This is a genomic window from Chryseobacterium sp. TB1-D10 (assembly GCF_059803555.1).
Window position 1 is genome coordinate 134517 of record NZ_JAPFHB010000006.1, and the last position, 25190, is coordinate 159706.

General features: G+C 34.1%; 24 protein-coding genes. 16 read left to right on the top strand and 8 right to left on the bottom strand.

The window, feature by feature from the left end:
• Positions 1–175 precede the first annotated feature (175 nt).
• The 4 genes from OPU68_RS09825 to OPU68_RS09840 form a co-directional block, all read right to left on the bottom strand.
• Positions 176–1252 carry an endonuclease gene (locus OPU68_RS09825; RefSeq protein ID WP_498473807.1) on the bottom strand — a complete coding sequence of 359 codons (1077 nt, stop codon included), beginning with the start codon at positions 1250–1252 and terminating at the stop codon, positions 176–178.
• A gap of 102 nt (positions 1253–1354) precedes the next feature.
• Entirely contained in the window at positions 1355–2557 is a 1203-nt protein-coding gene (locus OPU68_RS09830) for an ABC transporter permease (protein ID WP_498473808.1), read from the bottom strand.
• 12 nt (positions 2558–2569) lie between these two features.
• The gene (gene rbfA / locus OPU68_RS09835) at positions 2570–2929 is read right to left on the bottom strand and encodes a 30S ribosome-binding factor RbfA (RefSeq protein ID WP_232705062.1); all 360 of its coding nucleotides are present in this window, start codon (positions 2927–2929) and stop codon (positions 2570–2572) included.
• 191 nt (positions 2930–3120) lie between these two features.
• A complete protein-coding gene (locus OPU68_RS09840) occupies positions 3121–4251 on the bottom strand; it encodes an alpha/beta hydrolase (RefSeq protein WP_498473809.1) in 1131 nt (376 codons plus the stop codon).
• A 158-nt stretch (positions 4252–4409) separates the two neighbouring features.
• On the opposite strand from OPU68_RS09840, the gene OPU68_RS09845 reads away from it, so the two are divergent.
• Positions 4410–5717: an aminopeptidase P family protein gene (locus tag OPU68_RS09845; RefSeq protein WP_498473810.1), complete on the top strand. Its 1308-nt coding sequence runs from the start codon at positions 4410–4412 to the stop codon at positions 5715–5717.
• A 109-nt stretch (positions 5718–5826) separates the two neighbouring features.
• On the opposite strand, the gene OPU68_RS09850 is transcribed toward OPU68_RS09845, so the two are convergent.
• Together OPU68_RS09850 and tyrS are read right to left on the bottom strand one after the other, a co-directional pair.
• A complete protein-coding gene (locus OPU68_RS09850) occupies positions 5827–6465 on the bottom strand; it encodes an alpha/beta hydrolase (RefSeq protein ID WP_498473811.1) in 639 nt (212 codons plus the stop codon).
• Between the two features lie 42 nt (positions 6466–6507).
• Positions 6508–7803 carry a tyrosine--tRNA ligase gene (tyrS, locus tag OPU68_RS09855; RefSeq protein ID WP_498473812.1) on the bottom strand — a complete coding sequence of 432 codons (1296 nt, stop codon included), beginning with the start codon at positions 7801–7803 and terminating at the stop codon, positions 6508–6510.
• Positions 7804–8050: 247 nt separating this feature from the next.
• Between tyrS and OPU68_RS09860 the strand changes: the two genes are divergently transcribed.
• The 15 genes from OPU68_RS09860 to OPU68_RS09930 all read left to right on the top strand — a co-directional run bounded on the left by OPU68_RS09860 (position 8051) and on the right by OPU68_RS09930 (position 22704).
• A complete protein-coding gene (locus OPU68_RS09860; protein ID WP_498473813.1) occupies positions 8051–9229 on the top strand; it encodes a phage tail-like protein in 1179 nt (392 codons plus the stop codon).
• The gene (locus tag OPU68_RS09865) at positions 9229–9765 is read left to right on the top strand and encodes a hypothetical protein (RefSeq protein ID WP_498473814.1); all 537 of its coding nucleotides are present in this window, start codon (positions 9229–9231) and stop codon (positions 9763–9765) included. Before OPU68_RS09860 ends, OPU68_RS09865 begins: the two co-directional genes overlap by 1 nt.
• A gap of 166 nt (positions 9766–9931) precedes the next feature.
• Complete coding sequence (locus OPU68_RS09870) at positions 9932–10372, top strand: hypothetical protein (protein ID WP_498473815.1); 441 nt, start codon at positions 9932–9934, stop codon at positions 10370–10372.
• 196 nt (positions 10373–10568) lie between these two features.
• On the top strand, positions 10569–11954 hold the full coding sequence (gene mnmE / locus OPU68_RS09875; protein ID WP_498473816.1) for a tRNA uridine-5-carboxymethylaminomethyl(34) synthesis GTPase MnmE: 1386 nt from the start codon (positions 10569–10571) through the stop codon (positions 11952–11954).
• Between the two features lie 167 nt (positions 11955–12121).
• Entirely contained in the window at positions 12122–13261 is a 1140-nt protein-coding gene (locus OPU68_RS09880; RefSeq protein ID WP_498473817.1) for a site-specific integrase, read from the top strand.
• Positions 13262–13460: 199 nt separating this feature from the next.
• Positions 13461–13745: a helix-turn-helix domain-containing protein gene (locus OPU68_RS09885; RefSeq protein ID WP_056222955.1), complete on the top strand. Its 285-nt coding sequence runs from the start codon at positions 13461–13463 to the stop codon at positions 13743–13745.
• A gap of 43 nt (positions 13746–13788) precedes the next feature.
• Positions 13789–15012: a VapE domain-containing protein gene (locus OPU68_RS09890; RefSeq protein ID WP_498473818.1), complete on the top strand. Its 1224-nt coding sequence runs from the start codon at positions 13789–13791 to the stop codon at positions 15010–15012.
• Positions 15013–15243: 231 nt separating this feature from the next.
• Positions 15244–16122 carry a DUF8464 domain-containing protein gene (locus tag OPU68_RS09895; RefSeq protein WP_498473819.1) on the top strand — a complete coding sequence of 293 codons (879 nt, stop codon included), beginning with the start codon at positions 15244–15246 and terminating at the stop codon, positions 16120–16122.
• 146 nt (positions 16123–16268) lie between these two features.
• A complete protein-coding gene (locus OPU68_RS09900; RefSeq protein ID WP_498473820.1) occupies positions 16269–16718 on the top strand; it encodes a plasmid mobilization protein in 450 nt (149 codons plus the stop codon).
• A complete protein-coding gene (locus OPU68_RS09905) occupies positions 16711–17859 on the top strand; it encodes a relaxase/mobilization nuclease domain-containing protein (RefSeq protein WP_498473821.1) in 1149 nt (382 codons plus the stop codon). The genes OPU68_RS09900 and OPU68_RS09905 overlap by 8 nt, the downstream gene beginning before the upstream one ends.
• 21 nt (positions 17860–17880) lie before the next feature.
• Complete coding sequence (locus OPU68_RS09910; RefSeq protein WP_498473822.1) at positions 17881–18447, top strand: hypothetical protein; 567 nt, start codon at positions 17881–17883, stop codon at positions 18445–18447.
• 449 nt (positions 18448–18896) lie between these two features.
• Entirely contained in the window at positions 18897–19205 is a 309-nt protein-coding gene (locus tag OPU68_RS09915) for a helix-turn-helix domain-containing protein (protein ID WP_498473823.1), read from the top strand.
• Between the two features lie 3 nt (positions 19206–19208).
• Positions 19209–20576, top strand: a complete 1368-nt coding sequence (locus tag OPU68_RS09920; RefSeq protein WP_498473824.1) for a DNA cytosine methyltransferase — start codon at positions 19209–19211, stop codon at positions 20574–20576.
• Positions 20573–21637 carry a hypothetical protein gene (locus tag OPU68_RS09925; protein WP_498473825.1) on the top strand — a complete coding sequence of 355 codons (1065 nt, stop codon included), beginning with the start codon at positions 20573–20575 and terminating at the stop codon, positions 21635–21637. The genes OPU68_RS09920 and OPU68_RS09925 overlap by 4 nt, the downstream gene beginning before the upstream one ends.
• 179 nt (positions 21638–21816) lie before the next feature.
• The gene (locus OPU68_RS09930; RefSeq protein ID WP_498473826.1) at positions 21817–22704 is read left to right on the top strand and encodes a hypothetical protein; all 888 of its coding nucleotides are present in this window, start codon (positions 21817–21819) and stop codon (positions 22702–22704) included.
• A gap of 218 nt (positions 22705–22922) precedes the next feature.
• On the opposite strand, the gene OPU68_RS09935 is transcribed toward OPU68_RS09930, so the two are convergent.
• On the bottom strand, positions 22923–24017 hold the full coding sequence (locus tag OPU68_RS09935; RefSeq protein ID WP_498473827.1) for a nuclease/transposase family protein: 1095 nt from the start codon (positions 24015–24017) through the stop codon (positions 22923–22925).
• 12 nt (positions 24018–24029) lie between these two features.
• Positions 24030–24833 (bottom strand): RNA polymerase sigma factor, encoded by an 804-nt coding sequence (locus OPU68_RS09940; RefSeq protein ID WP_498473828.1) that lies wholly within the window; start codon positions 24831–24833, stop codon positions 24030–24032.
• Positions 24834–25190 lie beyond the last annotated feature (357 nt).

The window sequence follows — 25190 nt, forward strand, 5'->3', positions numbered from 1 at the left end:
AAGGTATAAAATTATTTAAATATTAAAGTATTAAGTTGTTAACATTGGAGATTATGAAATAGCGTTAAATAAATAATTTTGATTGATTATAAAACGTATGTAGTTCATTACTGTTGTAAAATAAAAAAAGACAGAAATTATTTTCTGTCTTTTTGGTAATAAAATTTATTATTAATTACTCAATAATGAACTTAGTGTTTAATTCTCCTGTTTTCAGAATATAAACGCCTTTTGGTAAATTATTAAGTGTAATTGTACTTCCGTTTTGGAAAGGATTTTCAATAGTTTGAACATTTTGTCCAACCATATTGTAAATCATTGCTTTATTGAATTTCTTCAAATCTTTGTCTCCACTTACATTGATGACATTTCCTTTTACGGGATTTGGAGCAATAGAAAGGTTTTTGGAAAAGGAAGCGTCATCTACAGCTAAAGGAGAATTCCCCCAGATTGCACTTACCCATTCCGGATGATCTACAAACGGATTTCTGTTTTTCTGATGCACATATGCCGCGTTGTTTCTTACAATTTCTCTCTGAGAAACGGGATCCTGCTGATGCCAAAGTAAAAGCAGATTCAATTCCCAGGTTTGCAATCCTTGATTTACATTACTCGTGTTTAGAATATTTCCAGAAGAGAAACTTGACAATCTTGTTTGATATCTTGTTACAAAATACAATAGACATCTTGCGATATCTCCTTTGAACTCATTGATGGGTTCAAAAACGGTTCCTGAATAGTTTCCTACAGTATTGCTTCCAACCTTAGATCCATTCTTGGAAGTCCAGGATGGATTGGTCACTTTTCCAAAAGGGTAGTTGCTTCTCATTCCATTCACTTTACCGTCAGTTGGTAAAATATGGAGTACGTCAGAAACCATTGGACTAGCCTCGTTGAAAAGACTCTGAGGAACGGTGTGCTCTCTGTTATAGCAATCACCCTCGTTTGAGTAATTTCCACATTTTTTTACACCGTGCTGGTAATTGTAAGGATCTGCTCCTGTAGGATTTTCCGAATAGATGTCCAGAACAGAACCATCATTTTCATAAAAATTATCGCTGTCCGTAGTCGGATACGCAGTATAAAGTGCATCATAACTTTTGGTTTGATAACCGGCGGTAATGATTTCGCCAAGTTTTGTTTTCAATGCATATCCGGTAAGTCCGGTAGCAGTGCTGTAATAGCCTGTTGGTTCCTGAGCGTTCGCAAACCCAAAAATTCCAACAAATAAAATTAGGATAGATTTTTTCATTTCAAAAAATTAGGTCGTAAAGTTATACCTAAATTTTAAAACTTGTATCGCTAATCTTACTTTTTAAGTAAAATTTAAGTACGATTAATTTTGAGTTAATTGTTATTTCTCAACAAGATACCTTTTGTTGATTTTCGAGAATAAAAAAGAAATAATAAGTCCGAAAAACAATGCAACGGCAGAAACCACAATGTAATTAAAAGATTCTATCCGCACCGGAAAGGCTAGGTTCTCACTCGCTTTGAAAAAACCTGTCTGGATCTGCATAAAACAAATGGCAGAACCGATCAGAAGTCCGGAGATCAGTCCGAAAAAGACAATCAGTAATCCGGTGAAAAAGTAGGTAAGTCGCAGATCTGTTCTGGTGAATCCTAATGCAATCAATGCTTTTGCCTGTTCCTTTTTGTCAAGCTGAAGAATGGTAATAGCCCCAGCCAAATTAAATGTGGTAATGAAAATCACCAATCCGAAGATCAGATAGATCATCAGCTTTTCGGTATTAATCATTTTCCAGAACGCTGCATTCTCCTCAGATTTTGTATTGACTATGATCTTATCTCCAAATTCCTTGGTAAGATTAGATTTTATCAATTCAGAATTTGCGGAATTTTTAAGTTTGATAACAATCTGATAACAAGCAGATTTCGGAAGTCCCAAAAGTTCCTGAGCCAGTTCTATCGGTGCAATGATGTAATTGTCCAGTTGCTCATTTCCCGGAAAAATCCCACTGACGTAAATATCTTTTTTATTGAAAATATCATTCTCTTGTTGTATGATTCCTTTCCCCGGTTTCGGCATCAGAATCGTTGCAAAATCCTGGCTGGAGTTCACAGGAAGGGAAAGCCTGTTGTCCAAACCATTTTCCATAATGACTTCATTATTATATTTGAAGTCGGGATATTTGCCGTAGAAAATACTTTCATTAATAGGATTCACGTGGACGTACGCAGAATCTACACCTCTCAGATAAGCAATTTCCCCATTGTCTTTATATCCAAGATATGCTTTCTCCTCAATTACTTTAGAAAAATGAGCAACATCAGAATTACTTCGCAGTGCTTTTTCTATTTTATCAATATCGGGAAGTACTTTTCCGGTTTTACTTTTTATCGTTAGATCCGCGTGCAGATTGGCAATCATATCTTTATTCAGTTCCTCCAAGCCGGAAAAAACCGAAATAATAATAAACATCGCAGCCACAGCAGCCACCATAGCAAATGCCGCCAGCCAAGTGATAAACGTCACTGCGGTGCTACCTTTTTTTGAAATCAGGTATCGGGATGCTATGTAAAAAGCATTTCTCAATCGTGCGTAAAATTAAAGAATTGGGTTGTCGCCTTCGCCTTTCAGCTCTCTTTCGATGCGTTCTACATCATCCAGACTTGTGTCTATATAAAATGCCAGTTGCGGAATGATGCGCACTTGCTTAGACATTTTTTGGCCGATATAATTTCTGTAAAAAGAATTATTGGTATTGATTTCCTTCATAATTGGCTTGCGCAATTCTGCTGGAAAAATGCTGAGATATATTTTTGCGATGCTGAGATCCGGCGTCACTTTCACATCAGAAACCGAAACCATAAAGCTCTGTTTGCTTTCTGATGCCTGTTTGCGGAAGATTTCCGCCATATCTTCCTGAATGATCTGTGCTACTTTTCGTTGTCTGTTACTTTCCATAAATGCTGCAAATTTAGTGTTTTTGTTTTACTTTGTGTAGAGTAATTTAGCCTTCTTCGACAGCTTCGGTATTAATTTATAATTTGGGCAGCTATATCCGTCTTCCGCTCCCAATCTTTTTGCCTTAGCTTTTCATCCGCAAAAAAGGATTTCCGCTCAAGCCGGGCTGCAAAAATTCGGTGCTTCAAAAGTTATTTCAACAGCCAGATCAAACTTGCCTTCAATTCGCGTTTCCAGTAAGCCTCCGTATGTGTTCCGTCTTCATCTACTTTTACCACGATATTCTTTTCCGGAACCGATTTCTTTAATAATAATTTCTCAATGTTTTCTATTTCCGGTGCCATTGTTTCATCCTCGTTTTTGCCTGCTACAAAATAGAATTTAGAATTTTTAAGATTGCTTTTATTGATATTCAGATATTTATTTAAATCCTTAGAAACAAACCAAAACGCCGGGCTGAAGATTCCTGCTTTACCAAAAATATTAGGATATTTTGCAGAAGCATAAAGCGAAATCAAGCCACCCATAGAACTTCCCAGAATAATGGTTTTAGAAGCTTGTTTTTCAGTTCTGTAAGTTTTATCTATGTAAGGTTTCAGAGTTTTTGCTAAAAAATCAACATAAAGATCACCTTCGCCTGTGGTCTTGTATTTTTCATTATTCCACGGCGAATATTCTGCTAATCTTTTGTCTCCTCCGTTATCAATTCCAATGACAATTGCAGATTTCCCTGATTCCTGAAAGATTTGATTCAATGTTTCATCTACGCTCCATTCGCCTGAAAAACTCGTGAAATCATCAAAGAGATTTTGCCCGTCGTGCATATAGATGACAGGATATTTTTTCTTAGAAGTTTCATAATCGGGTGGGAGATAGATCCAGATTTTTCTGGTGGTGTTGAGTTGCGGAATCATAAAATTCTCGCTTAATACTTTGACATTAGAAGTCAATGTATGTTTCTTTTCTTTGGGCGAACCCCAGCTTTTAATCTGTAATTCCACAATTTGAGATTGGCCGGGATTTTCTAAAATTCGGTTAGAAATTCCATTACCGTTTTCATCTGTTTCCGAGAAATCCCAACTTCCCTTTGTGATTTTATATTCTATTTTTTCTTTCTGAGAAGGAATTTTCAAAGTATAAAAGCCGTCTGCACTTTTATTAAATTCAAATTGAGAATCATCTGCTTTCCATCCATTCAGATTGGAAGCTAAATATATTTTTGCATTTTTGTCTGTATTGGAAGGTAGTTTGGTAATTCGGAAAATGGTTTGTGACGGCATCGTAATAAATGTCAATGTAAAAAATAGAATCATTGTTTTCATAAAAGTAAATTTAAGAATTTGTTCGGTTTACGCAGATTTATAATTTATGAAAAATTTAAGGCTGGGATTTTAATTTAATCTTTTTAGGTTTTGTAAATTTGGAACGCTTTAAAATTTAATTCAATATTTTTTAAAGTTTAATCAAACATCTATTTTAAATGACTACAAAATACGAACAGATTCCAAGTTCATTATTCGTAAAAAACAGAAAGAAATTTGCTGATTCTTTATTACCAAAATCTTTAGCCGTTTTCAATTCAAACGATATATATCCCATCAGTGCAGATTCTACAATGCCTTTTCAGCAGCACCGTGATATTTTCTATCTCAGCGGCGTAGATCAGGAAGAAAGCATTTTGGTGATTTTTCCTGATGCTTATCTTGAGGAGAATCGTGAAATTTTATTTTTAAGAGAGACTAATGATCATATTGCCATTTGGGAAGGCGAAAAACTCAATAAAGATCAGGCTTTTGAAACTTCGGGGATCAAAACTGTGTATTGGCTAAGCGATTTTGATAAGATCTTCAAAACATTGATGTACGAAGCAGAAAATGTCTACCTCAACAAAAATGAACATTACAGAAGCGCTGTAGAAACCGAAATCCGTGAAGATCGATTTATTAAAAAAATAAAATCTGATTTTCCGATGCACAATTACAAAAGAAGCAATCCAATCCTGCAGCGTTTGCGCAGCATCAAAGAGCCGGAAGAATTAGCCCTGATCCAGAACGCTTGTAATATCACGGAAAAAGGAATCAGAAGATTGCTAAGTTTCATCAAACCAAATGTTTGGGAATACGAAATTGAAGCTGAATTGATTCACGAATTTGTAAAAAACAGAAGCAAAGGATTTGCCTATACGCCGATCATCGCTAGTGGAAACAATGCGAATGTCCTTCATTATATTGCTAATAATCAGCAATGTAAAGATGGTGATGTGATTCTTTTGGATGTTGGTGCAGAATACGCAAACTATTCTTCAGATCTAACTCGTACAATTCCTGTAAACGGAAGATATTCTGACAGGCAAAAAGAAATCTACAATGCCGTTTTGAGGTGCAAAGTAGAGGCGGAACAACGTTTGGTTGCCGGAAATAACTGGCACAGATTCCATAAAGAAATGGGCGAAGTTTACACTTCGGAACTGCTTCAATTAGGATTAATTGACAAAGCAGATGTTCAAAACGAAGATCCAAAATGGCCGGCTTACAAGAAATTTATGATGCACGGAACGTCTCATCACATGGGATTGGACACGCACGATTACGGAATCCTGACCGATGATTTTGTGGAAAATATGGTTTTCACAAATGAGCCTGGATTTTATATTCCGGCAGAAGGTTTCGGTGTTAGGATTGAGGACGATTATGTGATTCAGGCTTCCGGAACGCCTTTCAATATGATGGCAAATATTCCGATTACGGTTGAAGAAATTGAAGACCTGATGAATTCACAAAGAAATTAGAATTTAGAATAATTCGACTTTAAATAGTTCACATAAAAAAATCCCGATCATTAATAAAATGGTCGGGATTTTTTACGCAATGTGCCAAAAGCAAGAAACCAAAAGCAATTTATTTCTTGAAAAATTCCATCAGATCCATATAGTTTTTTTGGTTTACGCCGTGTCCTGCCATATATTCTCTGAACGAAAAATATGCGCTGAGATCGTACAACAATTCCGCACCTTTTTTTGCCCATTCCAATGGAATCGCTGCATCATCTGTCCCGTGAGAAATGAAAAATCTCAAATGCTCCAGTTTTTTCTTGTCTGTCACAATGTTTTTCAACATTCTATCCTCTGGAAATGTACTGAGGCAGGCTATGTTCGAGAATAATTCAGGATAATGTAAAGCCAACGAATAAACAATCATTCCACCTTGACTGAAACCACAAAGATGGGTTTTGTTAGTCGTTAATCCATAATGATTTGAGACTTTCATGATGTTTTCTAAAACCACTTTCACAGCTTCTTCCGCCTGAGGCTCATCAAGAAAGTTTTCTTCATTCATAAAATCAATGTCAAACCATGCGTATCCACCATTGTCTGAATTTCTTGGCGCACGGAAACTTACGACCAACCAATCTTCCGGCAAAGTCGGAACGAAGCTGAAGAGATCCTGCTCATTGCTTCCGTAACCGTGAATCAGAAACAAAATTGGTGTTTCCGGTGTGATATTTTGAGGCTCTCTTACGAGGTATTGTAAGTCCATATTTTATTTATTTAAGTACACTTGTAAAAAGTACACTGTATTTTAATTAACAGAAACGATGAAATAATTCTTTTTCCCTTTTTGAATGAGTAAGAATTTTCCATCAATCAAGTCGTTTTCTGAAACTGAATAGTCTTCGCCCACCTTAGTTTTATTAATAGAAATTGAATTACCTGCAAGCTCTCTTTTTGCTTCACCTTTAGATTTAAGGAATCCTGTTTTTTCGGAAATCAAATCAATGATATTGCTTCCAATTACTTCTGATTGTGATAATTCTTTCTGAGGAACACCATCAAAAATCTGCAGGAATAATTCTTGGTCAAGACTTACAAGATCTTCTGCTGTAGATTGTCCAAAAAGTATGTTGGAAGCTTTTACGGCTTTTTCGTATTCTTCTTTTCCGTGAACCCAAATCGTTACTTCTTCCGCTAATTTTTTCTGAAGTTTTCTTTCGTGAGGAGCAGTTTTATGTCCTTCTACTAAAGTTTCAATCTCTTGTTTTGGAAGGAAAGTATAGAATTTGATAAATCTTTCTGCGTCTGTATCCGTTGCATTCAGCCAGAACTGGTAGAATCTGTAAGGAGATGTTTTCTTAGCATCAAGCCAATAATTCTCGCCACTTTCCGACTTTCCGAATTTGGAACCGTCTGCTTTTGTAATCAATGGAACAGTTAAAGCAAAAGCTTCGCCTCTGGCTTTTCTTCTTATTAATTCTGTGCCGGTTGTGATATTTCCCCATTGGTCAGATCCACCCATTTGAAGTTTTACACCTTCGTTTTGGTAAAGATGGAGGTAGTCATAACCTTGCAAAAGCTGGTAGGTAAATTCTGTAAAGCTCATTCCGTCCACACCTTCTTTTCCGGATAATCTGTTTTTTACAGAATCTTTCGCCATCATATAATTGACAGTGATGTGCTTTCCGATATTCTTTGCAAAATCCAGAAACGTGAAGTTCTTCATCCAATCGTAATTGTTGACTAGAATGGCTTTATTGTCGCCATCACCATCAAACTCCAAGAATCTGGACAATTGGTTTTTAAGACAATCTACATAATGGAGTAGTGTTTCTTCGCTAAGGAGATTGCGTTCCGCGGATTTTCCTGAAGGATCGCCAATCATTCCTGTTGCGCCCCCAACCAAAGCAATCGGCTGATGACCGTGCTGCTGAAAGTGAGCCAGGATTTTGATCTGAATAAGACTTCCGATATGCAAAGAATCTGCTGTCGGGTCAAATCCGATGTAGGCTTTCGTCAATTCCTTATCCAGTTGTTCTTCCGTTCCCGGCGTCATATCAGAAAAAAGTCCGCGCCATTTCAGTTCTTCTATAAATGCATTCATTGTCTTAAAAAATTTCGTGCAAAGATAAGGATTACAACTTGTAATTGACTGTTGGTTTTTTGAAATTAATCCTTTAATTAAATTTTATAATTTCTGTATTAATATTATTTTATGATTGTAAAAAAATGATAAATATCATTATATTATTGATTTTAACTATCATTAATTAATTGTTTGTTTGGTTTTTATTATTTTTGCAAAAAACACAGGACTATAATGAATGTTATTGTAAAATTAAATATGGATAATGAAAAAGATTTTGAATACAAATGTGTTTTTTTTAATTAGTTTTTTATCAGGTTGTTTCTGTTACTCTCAATTAAGGCCCACCGCAATTTTCGGAGATTACAACAATTACTGGACTTCTCAGAATAATACTTCTACTTATGTTACTGCTCAGGACACTAATAATCTGATTGGGCTTACAGTTGGTGGCATTACTTATTCTACAGGTGTGAATAATGCTAGATTGACATCAAATGGAATCAGTTATGTGAATGAAAGTTATAAGGCTTTTCCCACTTCTTTTAATACAACCAGTACAAATCAGAATTTTCTTATTGGAATTCCCAGATATGTAAATGGTGTACTGCAGAACCAAACCAATACGCCTTCTCTTAGTTGTGATATTTCTTTAGGATATTATTTAAGAGATGGGATCAACGGTCTGGATCTGGGTACTGCGGTTTTTAATATTCCGAAACAAGATTTAGTATTTTTTGTAAATGTACTCGCAGATATAAATCCAAATTGCATTAATGATGATATTCCGGATATTATTGTGACTCAGGTAGGAGAGCCAAGTACTACATTTGATATATTTAAATTTACAGATCTTTCCGGGAACACAATTGGTGTTCAGAAGGACGTTAATTTTTCCACCGTGTCACCTTCTGGTAAGGCGCTTTGGAGTTTTTATTATGCAGGCAACTGTCCTCATAATTATAACAGCGGAACAGGATTTTCCGGTACCACGCGTGATGTAAGAATACTGACTTTTAAATTAAGTGATTTTGGGCTTACGTCTTCCAATTATATGAATGCTGTAAAATTTGTACAGGTTCTATCGGGTGATAGTGACGTTGCTTTTTCTGCATACAGTACCAACTCTCTTTCACTTTATTGTCTGGAAAATGCAGTTACGTCCGGAACTGCTTTGGATACCAAAATCGGGATCACATCTTTGGGTCGTGCCGGTAATCAGACAAGTAACAACAATTGGCCAATGGTAAGAAAAGGCGGACATATTGCGCTGGAATCCAATAAAAAACCTTTTGTAGTTACCAGAACCTCAACTGCAAATCTTGCTAATATTACAAATCCTGTAGAGGGAATGATGGTTTATGATACCACAGAAAATTGTTTAAAAATTTATGTTGATTCCGTAACTGGATGGAAATGTTATAATAAAAAAACTTGTCCATAATGAAGAAGATATTTTTAGTTTTAATAGTATTTATTTTTAAATCGAGCTTATTGGCTCAGGTGATTTTTGGGGATGATGTAGGTACAGCTACAAACAAAACTTCTGTTCTGATGGAGTTCGCAAACACTGGAGATAAGGGATTGATTGTTCCTTATGTAACAGATAAATCAGCCATTACGACACCGGGAAGCATTATTCTGGATGCAACTACACCTACTGCCGCTAAGGTAAAGTACTACACAGGAACAGTATGGGTGGATCTTAATGTTCAGCCAAGCAATGTATCTTCTTATTTAACGATACAGCCTGTAGCAAAAGAAAATAGCAGTGCAAAAGTGATAATTGGAAGTGAGACGTCCACAGCAGATGGCGTATTGGTGTTAGAATCCAGCACAAAAGCAATGGTTCTTCCAATTACCTCTTCTTATCAGAAGATCATTAATCCTGCTCCGGGAACAATGACTTTTATTAATAATGGCGGTATAAAAACATTAGCTGTCTTTAACGGTGAACAGTGGAGTTTTTGGGGTTTCTAATTCAACTTCACAATTTATTTTTTTCAAAATATAGAAATCAGGTTTCCAGTAAATCTGATTTTTTTTTGCATTGATATTTTCAATCTGATTCTAAAAAATACTCCTTTTGGCGTATTGTAACCGTGATATTACTGAACTAAATTTGAGTAAAATAAATCAAGTTGTTATGAGATCTTATATTACATTCATCATTTTAACAGTGTTTACTGGTTTTCTATCTGCACAGGTGGAAAAATTTACGATTGCCGGCAATAGTTACTATGGAACCAAGGCAATCCCAACAGAAATAGTGGGAAAATATTTGTACGAAAAAGACAAAGAGCCTATCGTAGAGATCCGAAGTGACGGATCTGGTTATTTTCAGGTTCATGATGTGAAAGCCTATCCTGTAGAATATTGGATTGAGACGGATGCCAACGGCAATATTCAAAAAAGAAAAAGCGAAACCAATAGCAATTATCAGGTAGTTCTTATTCTCAAATATGGAAGCAACGGAGAAAGTGGATGGAAGGGAGCAAATGCCGGAAAATATGACAGGATAGATGTTACGATGGCTTTTGATCAGGGATATGCGATCGTAATGGGAGAACGTTTCCGGAAATTATAATCTTAAAATGAAATTAAAAACTAAACTACCTTTCTATAACTAAAGTCCGCTATTTCTTGGCGGATTTTTTTGGCATTAATTATATGCTAGAAATATTTAAAATTCAATTCAAAAGAAATCGGCATTCACATCTTTCTTCAAAATTTCAAAAATTAAAATTGTTTCTTAGCCTGCTAAATTTCCGTAATTTTGTACGATGAATCAGGACACAATCTGTGCTTTGGCCACGGCAAACGGAATAGGCGCAATCGGAATTATAAGAATTTCCGGAGAACAATCTTTTGAAATCGTAAACAGAATCTTTGAAGGCAAGAATTTGGAAAAAGTAGATTCCCATACGATCCATTACGGTTTTATCAAAGAAGAAAATGAAGTGATAGATGAAGTAATGCTTTCAGTTTTCCACGCTCCAAGGACGTTTACAACGGAGAATTCGGTAGAAATTTCTTTTCACGGTTCGCCATACATCGCAAAACGAATTCTGGAGGTTTTGATAAAAAATGGTGCGAGAATGGCGAATGCGGGAGAATTTACAACGCGTGCTTTTATGAACGGAAGGATCGATCTAAGTCAAGCAGAATCTATTGCGGATCTCATTGCATCTGATAATGAAGCATCCAGAAAAGTGGCTCTAAATCAATTAAAAGGAGGTGTTTCAAAAGAGATTTCGATTCTTAGAAATGATCTTTTGAATTTTACTTCGTTGATCGAATTGGAATTGGATTTTGCTGAAGAAGATGTGGAATTTGCTGACAGAACGGCATTGAATCAATTACTTAATAAAATTGAAGTTAAGTTGAGTTCCCTGATTGAAAGTTTCCAATATGGAAATGCGATCAAAAACGGAACTGCAGTTGCGATTATCGGAAAACCAAACGCCGGAAAATCCACGCTTTTGAATGCGCTTTTGAAAGAAGAAAGGGCGATCGTGAGCAATATTGCGGGAACTACAAGGGATACGATTGAGGAAATCCTGCACATCAAAGGCAATGCTTTCCGACTGATTGATACAGCAGGTTTGCGCGAAACTGTGGACGAAATAGAGGCAATCGGCGTAAAAAAAGCCAAGGAAAAGGTAGATTCTGCGGATGTTTTGGTTTATTTGGCAGACGCATCAACGGAGGATTTTTCTGAGGATTTTGAAATCTTAAAACCGTTGCTAAGAGAAGATCTCAAACTCATCATCTGTGCTACAAAGATTGACGAAGTTCTGCCAACAAAATATGAGCTGGTAGAAGAAGCCTTCCGAAAAGAAATCGATTCTGATTTTGATTTTATCAAGATTTCAGCGGTTGAAAACCAAAATATTCAGGACCTTAAAAATGAATTATCATCATTTGTAGAGCTTTTGAGATCTGAAGAAAATAATGTAGTCATTACAAATCAGCGCCACTACGAAGCTTTGAAGAAATCTCTGGATTCTGTGAAAAAAGTAGAAGAAGCTGTTACGTCCCGGATTACAACTGAGCTTTTGGCTTATGAGCTTAGAAATGCATTGGAATATCTTGGTGAAATTTCCGGAGAGTTTAGTAACGATGAAGTTTTGGGTAATATTTTTAGTAAGTTTTGTATCGGGAAATAAATTAGCTTTTCTTTGATTTCTTTTTCTTTCTTTTGTTTGACTATCAGATAGTTATATAAATTTTATTTTCTCTTATTAGACTATATTTGTATATTTGTACCACTTTTGTACTACTTCATACCTCGAAAATAGTGAAAAGTAGTACAAAGTAGTACAAAACAGAATTTATGAAAATATCACTTAGTCAAAGAAAATTAAAGGACGGAAGGATCAGTCTGTCAATCGAGTTTTACCGTGGTTCTGAAATTACTGATGACGGAAAAAGAAAGCATCTGAGAAATTTTGAGAATTTAGACACCTATCTAATTATAGATCCAAAAACTGCCAAAGAAAAAAAAGAAAATAAAGAAGCTTTGGAATTTGCAGAAAATGTTATTGCAATTCGAAAGGCTGAATATGCTCAAGGAAGATTTGAGTTGAAAAATACTGCGAAAGCTAAACGGGTATTTTTAAATTTCTTCGCTGATCTTGCTGAGGAAAAACGAACGCTCGATTCGTCAAATAATTATGGTAATTGGTTCTCTACTTACCAGCATTTAAAAAAAGTAGTTCCAAAGAATTTAACTTTTGAGGAAATTGATGAATATTTCATTAAAAAAGTTCGGAGATACTTTGAAAAGGATGCAATTAGTAAAAGTGATTTACCTCTTTCTCAGAACTCAAAGTATTCTTATTTCAACAAGTTTAAAGCCGCACTTCGAAATGCTTTCGATAATGGATATTTGACGATAAATTATGCTTCAAAAATAAAATCGTTTGAACAAGCTGAAAGCCAAAGAGAATATCTGATTTTTGATGAACTACAACGATTAGCAAAAGCGGAATGTAAATATCCGGTTTTGAAAAAAGCTTTTCTTTTTTCGTGTTTATCAGGATTGCGATGGTCGGATATTAATACTTTGATTTGGAAAGAAGTCCGTGATGAAGGTGATATTTCTAGAGTCAATTTCCGACAAGAAAAAACAGAGGGTGTAGAATATCTTTATATTTCAAAACAAGCCAGAGAACTGTTGGGCGAAAGACAAGATCCCCAAGAAAGAGTTTTCAAAGGCTTAAAATATGGTATGACCTACAATACTGAAATTATCCGCTGGTGCAATCGTGCTGCGGTTCCGAAACATATTACTTTTCATTCAGCTCGACATACAAATGCTGTCTTACTTCTGGAAAATGGTGCAGATATTTACACCGTTTCCAAAAGATTGGGACATCGAGAATTGAGAACTACACAGATTTATGCTAAAATCGTGGATAGCAAAATGAAAGAAGCTGCTGAGATTATCCCGGAATTGAATATCGAACTGTAAAAAATATATTTTTAGGTAGAGTAATATTTAGTTAGTAAAATTGTACTGAATCTATTTTAATCCAGATTATTCTTTTTTAGACTTTTGACATTCCAGATTAATCCACATCATTCTTATTTCATCTTTAAGTGTCTGACTCTATTGTTTTTAAGGTTTTCTATGGTGACTTTTGCTTCATTAAATTTGTTAAACGAAAACAATGGAAAATAACGAAATCATTCTGCACAAACTCAACCGAATTGAAAAACATATTTTCGGTCTAAAGGAAATTCTCAACGTCGAAGAACTTGCAGATTATACGGGATTCAAGAAATCGTACATCTACAAATTAGTTCATTCGCACAGTATTCCTTTTTCTAAACCCAACGGGAAAGTTCTATTTTTTGAACGAAAAAAAATTGACGAGTGGTTGTTAAAAAACAGCCATAAATCAAATGATGAAATTCAACAAGAAGCGATAGAATTTTCTTTACGCAAAAAATAAAGCCTAACTATAGCAGTAGTTAGGCTTAAAATCTTTGTTTTACTTGGAAGTAAAGTACAAATATAATAATTATTTGTTTCTGTTTCCACAATACCCAGATGTTTTTATGGAAGAGAAAAATACTCTGTATCAAAATGGTACAGAAGGAAAAACTATTTTTGATCGCACTCTAAACTATCTCAATTCGAAATATTCATTAAGATTTAACACCATCTCTCTGGAGTTTGAAATCAAACTGATACAAGATAAAAAATGGACTGATCTGAATTTAAACTCATTGTTTATAGAGCTCATTCAATCTGGAATTAATATACCGATTAATAAGTTGGAAATCTTGGTCAGAAGCCATTTGATAGAACAGTATAATCCTATTTCAGAATATATTGAAAGTTTGGAGGATTGGGATGGCGAAGATCATATCGCAAAATTATGCAGTTATGTGAAGACTAACGACGATAAAAAATTTTTGTATCACGTTGAGAAATGGTTCACCAGAGCGGTCTTTTGTGCTTTAGAAAAAGAGAAAATCAATAAACATTGTTTGGTTTTGGCAAATACCATTCAGAATAGTGGAAAGTCAACATTCTTAAGATTTTTTATTCCTAAAAAACTAACGAATTACCTCTCGGAAGATATTGGTTTGGATAAAGATAGCAGAATCAAATTGTGCAAAAATTTGATTATCAATTTAGATGAACTTTCGGTTTTGGCAAAGGCTGACATCAACTCTTTGAAAGCGATGATCTCAAAAACGCATATCAACGAAAGATTGCCTTATGCAAGGAAAGCCGAATATCTGGAAAGAATTTGCAGTTTCGTGGGTTCTACCAACAAAACAGACTTTCTAACAGACGAATCCGGAAGTGTTCGTTGGATTATTTTTGAAGTCATCGAGAAAATCAACTTTAATTATTCATCTGAAATTGAAATTGATAAGGTTTGGGCTCAAGCTTATTTTAATGCTTACAAACGAGAAAACTATAATCCCGAACTCACTTTAGCAGATATTTCCGAAAACGAAAAACGCAATGAGCGCTTCACACAAATGACTTTAGAACAGGAAATGGTGAGTAAATTCTATGAAGCATCTGACAATCTGGAAGAATTTAAAACCGCAACAGAAGTAATGATTGATCTTAATTCTCACGGAATTCGCCTAAATCATTTGAAAATTGGAAGGGCTTTATCGTCTTTTAAATTTCCCAGAGTTAAGCACCCGCAAAGACAGATTTATGGCTATCTCATCCGGTCAAAAATCGCAAATTAATTTTAATACTATATGATCATTTACCTACTTACCTAAATCTCTTAAGTATTTGAAAACCAATTTATTATTAAGGTATGTCCAATTATTTAAATCTACCTGAACTTACCTATAAAAGAAAATTCTGGTAAGTAGGTGATTAAAGGTAGCTAAATAATTGAAATTAATATTTTGATTATCAGGATTTTGGTAATTAGGTAAGTCTTTTAAACAAAATCACAGAAAAATTTAAAAATGAACTGCAAACAATTTAATACAATCCCGTTGGAAGAAATCCTCTTTTCTCTCGGACACCTTCCAACGAAACAAAATGAAAAAGAAGCTTGGTATCTCAACCCCTTTGCCAGCGAATCCCAAGCCTCTTTTAAAATCAATAAAAGTATAAACAAATGGTACTTATTTTCACAAGGAATCGGCGGAAACAATACTGACTTTATGAAGAAGTATCTGAATATTTCAATAAATGGAGTTTTAATTTGGGCAGAAGATCAGAACTTTTCTTCTTTTCTAAATCAAAATATTCCTGATCAGAAGTTCGAAAACCCGAGTAAAAATTATGAGATACTTGACGTGAATGAAATCCAGCATCCTGCACTTTTGGAATATTTAAAAAATAGGAAAGTTGGAGATCAAACCAAATTTTTAAAAGAGATTCATTATCGAATGAATAATAAAAATAATTTCGGAATTGGATTTAAAAACGATTCCGATGGTTATGAAATTCGCAATAAATATTCAAAAATTTGTTTGGGCAAAAAAGATGTTTCTACCATAAAAAATGGATCAGAATCACTTCGGGTTTTCGAGGGGTTTTTCGATTTTCTTTCATTTAAAAATGTGGAGAATTTTTTAGAAAAAGAACCTGCCGATTATCTCATTTTAAATTCTGTGTCGATGATTTCAAAGATTAAAAAATCACTCGAAGTTTATGATAATATTGAGCTTTATTTTGACAATGATGAAGCTGGAAATCGTGCGGTTGAAATTATTAGAAATGAAAATCAAGATGTGGAAGATTGTCGGATTTTTTATTCAGATTTTAAAGACTTAAATGATTGGATGATTCACAAAAATCCATCACCTGAAAGACAAGTGAAACACAAGCGAAGGTGAGTAAAATAAACACAGGTAAAATATGGTGGTATGTTAGTGCAAAAAGTACCCAAAGTTTACAATAAGCGTATCCGCTGATTGCAAAATTGGGATTTTTGATTTCTTCCTATCGTCAGAAATGTTTTGAAACACAAAAAATTAATGCGATGGAAAAAGACTTTTTAGAAGAATTGATCATTGGAATTACAAATGAAAATGAGACGAAGATTGCTCAGGAAAAAAGAAAAAAATATTTCAAGGAATTAGGTCGGAAAGGTGGATTGAAGACTAAAGAAAATAAAAAGCTGGATAAGGTTATTTCGGTCAGAATGACCAATTCCGAATATGAAATTCTAATCAAAAAACAAAAAGAATATCCGCTAAAATTGTCTACTTATATCCGGAATATTTTGTTCGAAAAGGAACTTAAAATTAATGAATTTCAAACCGATGAAGTCTTACTTCATTATGGAACTAATTTTAAAAAAATAAGCAATCTTTTACGAAATAGAGAATGGAATGTTTTTGAAAATAAGAAAGAAATTTTAGTAAGAATTGAAAATCTGATCGAAATGATGCATCAATATTTATATTCTAAAACTCAGAAAAATGAATAATTCGGCAAGCACAAGAGCTATCACAAAGATTGCTTTGGAATACAATGGCAATGATAAAGGAACAGCGGAAATGATTTCGTCAAATTGTCTTTTAAGTTCAAATTCGGAAGGTCAGTATTTAGAAATGAAAACAGTAGCCGACCGAAATCCCAAAGTAAATAAATGGGCACTGACGGGCTACATTTCTCAACCGGACGAAATTGGTAGAAAATTGAAGAATGAAGAATTTTTAGAAATCGCAATCAAAGCTTTGGAAAAAATTGGAGTGACAAACAAAAATCAGTACCGATTAAATATTCACAACAGCACAAAGCATAAGCACATTCATTTTATCGTGAACAGGATTAATATTTCGGGAAAGTGCACCGTGAAAGCGCACGATATCGGAAAGAGATTTGGTGAAGCTGTTAGAGAAGTATGCAAAGAAAAAGGATTATTGACTGATATAGAGATTGGTATTCAGAAAAAAGCTGAGATGCTGAAAAGCTTGACCGAGGTTATTAGGTCAGAAGATAATTTTGATGATCTGATCTCAGAAATGAAAAAAAAAGGTTTTGACATTCAATTGTCTTCAAATGTGAAGAACGGGATTTCGGGAATGCGGATTGTGATGGAAAAGGACAAAAATCATCAAACCGAAAGGATTTATAAAGCTGGTTACAAATTATCTGAAATCTCAAATCAGCTGAAAATTTCTGAAATAAAATCTGTATTTGAAATAAAAAGAGTCGTCAGGGAAGCACAAAAAAACGCTGACAACTTAAAAAAGTTTAGGGAAAATCTCCAACAAAAGGGATTTTCTGTAAAGATTCAATATACCGGAGAACTTAAAGCCAATCGAAAAAATGAAATTCAGGATATATGGATAAATAAAATTGGCAGTAGTGAAGAGAAAAACGGCTTGTTTTTTCGGAAAAATGTCGGGTTCTCTCTTACTGCAATAGATTCTGATCTTGGTTCTCTTGTAATATTATTAAGTCAAAGTAGTATAAAAAATGATGTAATTGATTATTTGAAATCAGAAACAAATGAAAGCTTAATAGAAATTGCAGGTGGATTGCTAGGTGACTTCCTTAAACCAACCTATGTTTCTCAAGACGAAGATGAACTCTGGAAAAAGAAACGAAAATTAAGACGATAATTAAAAATTTAAAAAATAAATATGGAAAATGAAAATAAAGAATCTAAAAGTAATGGAATGGAACTTTTAGAAAATGTTGTAAAATCTAATGAAAGAAATATTGCTTCAAATTTGGAGAATAAGGAATCTAATGCTGAAGTGAAAGCAGATATTAAAGATCTGCTATTGGCAATTAGTCAACTGCAATTAGACTTTGAAGCCGTAAAAGAAATTCCCACCAAAATAGAAATAGTCCTTTCACAAGAAACTAAAGGTTTTTATGCGGATTTTTATAAGAAAATGAAAATGAATGAGAGGTTTAATTGGAGCGGATTAGGAATTATTATATTAGGGATTTTCACTTTTTTGCTTTCCAGCACTTTCGCAACCAATTGGTACAAAGAAAGCATCAAAGCCAAAAGTGAACTACGCCAAGATATTTTAAATGAAATTGCTGATGAAGGGAAAAAAATCTACGATGAAAATGAAATAAAAGTTTTGAGTGAAAACACTCAAGTAATGCAATTATGGATCAAGAATAATCCTAAAAAAGCGGAAGATTTTCTGAGGTTTAAAGATGGATTTGAGGCGAGTAAAAAAAGTAGATAGCAAAAAATTGTCAATACTTCTCCATCTTTAAATGCAGTTATTCTCGGTTATTATTTTGTAATCTTAGACATTAGTCACAGTGGTCATTTTTTTAACATCATAATAGATTGTGTATTATAATAGATTATTTAAATAAAATTCAAGTAGGCCTTTTTAATATATCAATTCATTACAGCATTTAGAAAAATATGAGAAGAAACAAAAGACCAGCAGCTAAAAGGAATTGTCAAAGATGTGCTGAAGGGCTTCAATTAGAAACTTTGTCCAGTTCAGTATTTCATTCTTCGATTGAGCTTTTTGCTATAAATACCCGCCCTCGATAATACCCAAACCCGCTCTACAAAGCCCTATTTTAAATGCATAAAAATGACTAAAAAGTAGCAATCAAATTTGTATAGTTCGAAATGACAACTTATATTTGACAAATTGTGTCAAGTAAAATTTTTCATATGGAAACAGTGGGACAAATAATAAGAGCAAAACGAGAAAATTTGGGGTTGCTAATTCGCCAAGTAGCATCATACTTAGATATTGACCAAGCGATTTTGAGCAAGATTGAGCGTAACGAACGTAAACCGACTAAAGATAATATTTTAAAACTTGCGGAAATTCTTAAATTGGACAAAGAATATTTATTAGTTCAATTTATAAGCGAAAAGATTGCTTATGAAATTGCAGGTGAAGATTGTGCAAGCAAAGTTTTGAAAGTTGCGGAGCAAAAAGTGAAATACCTAAAGTCTAACCTTGTAAAAAATTAACTTATGCGTGCTGAAACTTTAGAGACAGAATTAAATATTGTTCGAGAACCACAATTAGATATTTTATACTATCCAAAATCATCCTTAAAATCAACTAATGATAATAAAAAAGAAACACTTAATGTTCTTTCACTTTTTTCAGGGTGTGGTGGAATGGACTTAGGTTTTGAAGGTGGTTTTTCGGTATTACAAAAATCAATCAACGAAATTTTAACACCGCATTTCATTGATAAAAAAGAAAAAAATGGTTTTGTTCAACTAAAAAGAACAAAATTCAAAACCGTTTTTGCAAACGATATTTTAACTGATGCAAGAAATGCTTGGATTAATTATTTTTCAAAAAAGGGACACAATGCCGAAGATTTCTACAAAGAGAGTATTGTAGATTTAGTGAAAATGTATCGAAATGGTGTGAATGTTTTTCCAGAAGAAGTTGACGTAGTAACGGGAGGATTTCCGTGTCAAGATTTTAGTATTGCTGGCAAAAGAAATGGTTTCAATTCTCATAAAAATCATGAAGGACAACTGATTAAAAAAGAAACCGCTTCTGCTGAAACTCGCGGACAACTTTATATGTGGATGAAAGAAGTGATCGAAATTACTCAACCAAAAATTTTCATCGCAGAAAATGTAAAAGGACTTGTAAATCTTGGCGATGTAAAATCTATTATTCAGAATGATTTTTCATCTGCTAACGGAAACGGCTACATTGTACTTGACCCACAAGTTTTACATTCGGCAAATTTTGGAGTTCCTCAATCGAGAGAAAGAGTAATTTTTATTGGTATCAAAAAATCTGCTTTGAAAAAATCTGCTTTGGCAGAATTAGAAAAAGAAACGATTTCGGAGCAATATAATCCTTATCCAACTCCAACTCATTCTTACACAGTTAAAGGCGAAAATTTGAAGCATTTTGTTCAATTAAAAGATTTGTTTAAAAATCTAAAAGAACCAGAAAATACAGAAGATTTGTCGCAGAAATTTTACTCAAAGGCAAAATTTATGGGTAAACATTGTCAAGGACAGACTGAAATAAAATTAGAAGGAATCGCACCAACAATTCGTTCTGAACATCACGGAAATATTGAATTCAGAAGACTTTCATCAGTAAATGGTGGAAAAATAGAAAGGGAATTAAATGAAGGATTAACAGAAAGGAGATTAACACCTAGAGAATGCGCATTAATCCAAACTTTTCCGCCAGATTATGATTTTGTAATAGAAAATAAAAACGGTAGAAAAGGATCCTATTTGGTTAGCCCTTCGCAAGCGTACAAAATAATTGGTAATGCAGTTCCACCACTTTTGGCTTATAATTTAGCCAAGAGAATTGAAGAAGTTTGGGACTTATATTTTAAGGGATACAAATGATAGTTTCAGTAAACTCAGACCCAAATAGAAGTGAATTTGATACGTTACTCTGCTCAACAATTGAGGAGCTTAATGTTCACGCAAAAAATTCATCAAAGAAAGTTGCAACACTTTTAGGCAGAAATCTTGAGCCTTATGTTAGAGACGTAATGACAGATTTAGCCGTTGGAACTGTTTTTGAAAATTCAATTGAATTAATTGGTGGACAAAAATTTCCAGATATTGTTGCTAAAAAATATTACGGAATTGAAGTAAAAACAACCACACAAAACCATTGGAAAACAACTGGAAATAGTGTTTTGGAGGGAACAAGAGTTGATGATGTCGAACGTATTTTTATGTTGTTTGCAAAATTAGCAAGCCCAATAGAATTTCGTTGTCGTCCTTATGAAGAAGTCCTTTCAGAAGTTGTAGTAACGCATTCACCTCGTTATTTGATTGATATGAATTTGGAGCAAGGCAAAACTATCTTTGACAAAATAAAAATGCCTTATGACACTTTGCGTAAAAAAGAAAGTCCGATAAAACCAATTGTTGATTACTATAAAAGCAAACTAAAACCAGGCGAAGAACTTTGGTGGATGGATGCGGAAAACAACAGTAAACCAAGTAGCATTGTCATAAAAATTTGGAATAACTTATCTGCTAAAGAAAAACAAGAACTGAAAAATAGTTCAATGGTTTATTTCCCTGAACTTTTCGGAAATAGTAATGACAAATTTGGGAGATTAGCCATTTGGTTGGTCACTCGTGAAGCAGTTGTTTGCCCAAACGTTCGAGATTTGTTTACTGCTGGAGGAAAAAGAGATTATATAATTGGCAAAAATGTATATCAAAAAGTACCAAGAATATTTTTGAACTTGTTTGATAATATTCCAAATATCGTTGATACTATAATGCAAACATCAGCTTTTGAACTGTCGGAATATTGGGAAACTAAAACGACAGACAAAACGAAATTGTTTGACTGGATTAATTTGGTTGCTATACACGCCAAAAAAATTCAAGATGCAAAACATCTGAACATCAAACAAATTTTGGCCGAGCTAACAATAAAATAAAAGACTAAACTCAAAAAAAAATTGCATACTAAGGTTTAGTTGCGACATTGGACAATACTACAAATTCAACATTTGTTCATCAATTCGACTTTTGTACAAAACGTAAGATTAGCACATCTATTGTACTACTATCTAAAAGCCTCTAGACGTTAATATAATACTTAATATCAATCGCTTTCATGGATTTTAAAAAATTACCTACTATTGAAGAAATAAGAAATATAATTGAAGAATTAAAATCTTATGACCTTACAAAAATTTCAAATGATGAATTATTTAATAAGATTAGAGCGCTGTCATTTATACCATTCCCGACTGCAATTTTAAAAAACAATTTTTACGTCGACAGGTTAAGAATAAACCAAGAAAATAAATTATTTTATTCTATTGATGATATTAGTTATAGAAAGGACACTGAAAATATTCGCTCTTACGGGAGAGCGAATTATCCAAATCAATCTATGTTTTATGGTGCTTTCGAGTCTGAAAATATAAAACTTCCACGTTTTGTGAGTCTTATTGAAACAAGCGAAATTTTTCGTGATATTGAAAAAAATAGCGATCTTGATAAAAAATTCTATGCAACACTTGGAAGATGGAAACTTAAAAAAGAAACAGAAGTTTTAGAGATTATCTTTTCAGAAGATTATTTAAAATCAGAAGAAAATAAAAAAGCATTCAATTATCATTGGAGTAATTTAAAAAATCAATTTCCGGACTATGAAGAAAGATTTAAATTAATTTTAGAATTTTTCACTTCAGAGTTTGCAAAAAAAATAATTAATGATCACCAATTGTATAAAATTTCATCATCATATTTTAATCTTTCTCTAAGTTCTTCACCATATATTGGTGGAGTCAAATATCCTAGTGTAAAAAGTGAATATCTGGGATATAATTTAGCTTTATTGCCTGAATTTCTTGATGAAAATTTTGAATTGGCAAGTGTTTCTTTACTTGAAATAGACAAAAGAGGAAAACAAACAACTGTAGAAATTGTCAATAATGTTGTTGATTTTGGTGAAAATTTAAAAAAGTTCACTTGGGAAAATAAAGACTTCGGCTAGTGTAAATTTTTTCTTCTTAATAATCCGTAATTTTTATCCAATGAAATTCAGTAGTTTATTCAGCAATTTTCTTCTTTACTCCTTGGGTTATTTTTCTTTTCTTACCCTGTCTTTGAGGTAAGAAAAAGAGCCCACGCCGTTGTATATACTCTTGAGTATTTAGTGAGTGTTCACGACCTCACCCTGCGGGTTTACAAGCACCCTCGTTATTTTTTCACCTATCCGATGATCAATTCTATACCTGCCTTTTCAGCTTTGTATTTTATTTTGGTCTGCAATTCATAATAACTCCAGTTGCGAAGCACAAATTCCTGTTCTTTAGCGATTCCTATCTTGTCTTCCTGATTATTAAGAATAAGTGTGCCCGCATGTTGTTGGATGCAAAAATCGATAAGTTTCCGGCTATACATGTGAAGCCGATGACTTACATATCTGCTTTCCAGATTCTCCGTTTTATATAATGCCTTTTGTTTCCGCTTGGCTCCATTTCCTGAACGGGCATATTCGATACCGGTTTGAATCCTTTTTTGACTTGCCTGAATTGCAAGCCTGCGATATAAAAACTCCTCTTTTGAGCCAATATTGATCCGAACATTGTTGGCTTTTACCACAATAGGATGTTCCAAAGACAGTGAAGCTTCTGCGGTGATTTCTGGTTTTAAAAGATGCTCTTCTTTTTCAAATTCAAATACTGCAAGCCAAAAGATTTTTCCGGCTTTCAGCTGGATCTGTGATGTACAAAGCTTTATCTCTCCCCTTAAAAGACGTTCCATTATCAATCGCTTGTCAGTAAAATCTTTCCCTAAATACGTTTTAACAGGAATAGCAAAAATATTGAAACAAAACGCTTTCTTTTCTGGATCATATCTCATTTTAGTAGTGCATTTAATAGGAAGCGGTATTGGAATATCTTTTTTAAAGTTCCTCAATGACTTTGTCCCCTGCCAGTAATCTGCTTTGTTTTTGGAAAAAGTTGATTGAATCGTATGGTTGAGGCTTCCCAGAATATCGGTCGTGATCTCTCCTTTGAAACGATCGAAGACCATCCGTGCAGTTGTGTGTGTCTTTGATCTAGTAAATATTCCCATTTCATCTTTATTTACATCCGCCAGCTTGTACTGTATTTCTTCTGTAAGGTAAAAGAAATCCTTGATCATTTCCTGAACATACAGATGGGAAACAATTAAATTAGCCGCCCTGTAACAGCGATTCTGATAGCGATAGAGTTTGTCCCACATCTCTTTTTGTTCATTTGCAGGAACATCGATCAGCAGCTGAATTCTTCGAGTAAGTGTAATGGTAGATTTTTCCATTTCAAATCTGTTTTAAAAATTTGTTTTTTTCTGTAAAAATTGATGCGCATAGAGAAATTCCCGATGTACTTCCTTTTCAGATAATTTGAGGTCTCGGGCAATAACTGCAAATGAAGATTTCTGCTCAAACCTTCTTTTCAAAATATCGAGTTGTTGACTACTGAGTTTTTCTGACTGCTCTTTATTATCAAAAGGTTTTTCCTGAGGCTGTTCAAAAGATCTTCTATTCAGAATTTTCCGAAGATCAACTATGGCTCTGCTCACCTCATTGCTGATGTCTTTCACACTGCTTCCCATTGCTTCTGCGATTGGTTTGTGCTGAAAGCCATATTCCAGACAAAGCTCAATCAGGTGTTTTCTTTTAGGATCCATGACGGGTAAAACCTTTTTGACTTCATCGAAATTTTTCTGATCGGATTCCTGACTGAGAAGATACTCTTTATCTTTTAGCGGGTCATAACCTGCTAGATAATCCTGATAATTCTCAAAACTATCAAGAGAAGCCATTAAGCGGTTGAATTTATTTCTTGGAGCAGTAACATACGATATACAATCCCTTTTCATAACAAACCGTAAAAAGCCAGTAATATGATCAGGCGTTTCAATTGTGTCACGGTGCAACCACAATTTAAGGAAGGTGTCCTGAACAATAGTTTCCACTACAAAATCATCCTTAAGCACCTGCCATCCAACCCAGAAAAGAAGTCTTTTGTAGCGTAAATGAATATGTTCCAGAGCGGTCGGATCGCCTTTTTTCAGAAGTTCGTACAGCTGAAGATCGGTTAACTTCCGGGGTAAAGAGTTTGTCCTTTTCATAAGCAGCGTATTTTAGCTAAATTATTGCTGGAAGGAACTGCTTAAATCTCTAAGAAGAATACTCTGCATCAAAACGCTAACTCACTACATATTGCCCAAAAGAAAAAGCGTGGAACTCAACTTATTGACTAGAGGTACTGGTATACCCGTGTACGATAAGTGAGCCCACGCCGAGGTCGTGGGCACATTTACTTATCTTCTCGTACACATAAAAATTACCAGTTTTCTAGTCGAGAATCTAAGCAATAGCTTCGATTATTTTTGAAGTATTGCAAAGTTACCTTTATTGTAACTTATTTAGCAAATATAAAACATTTTTCTTTATGTAGGTTAATTCGACTACAATATTTTATTAAA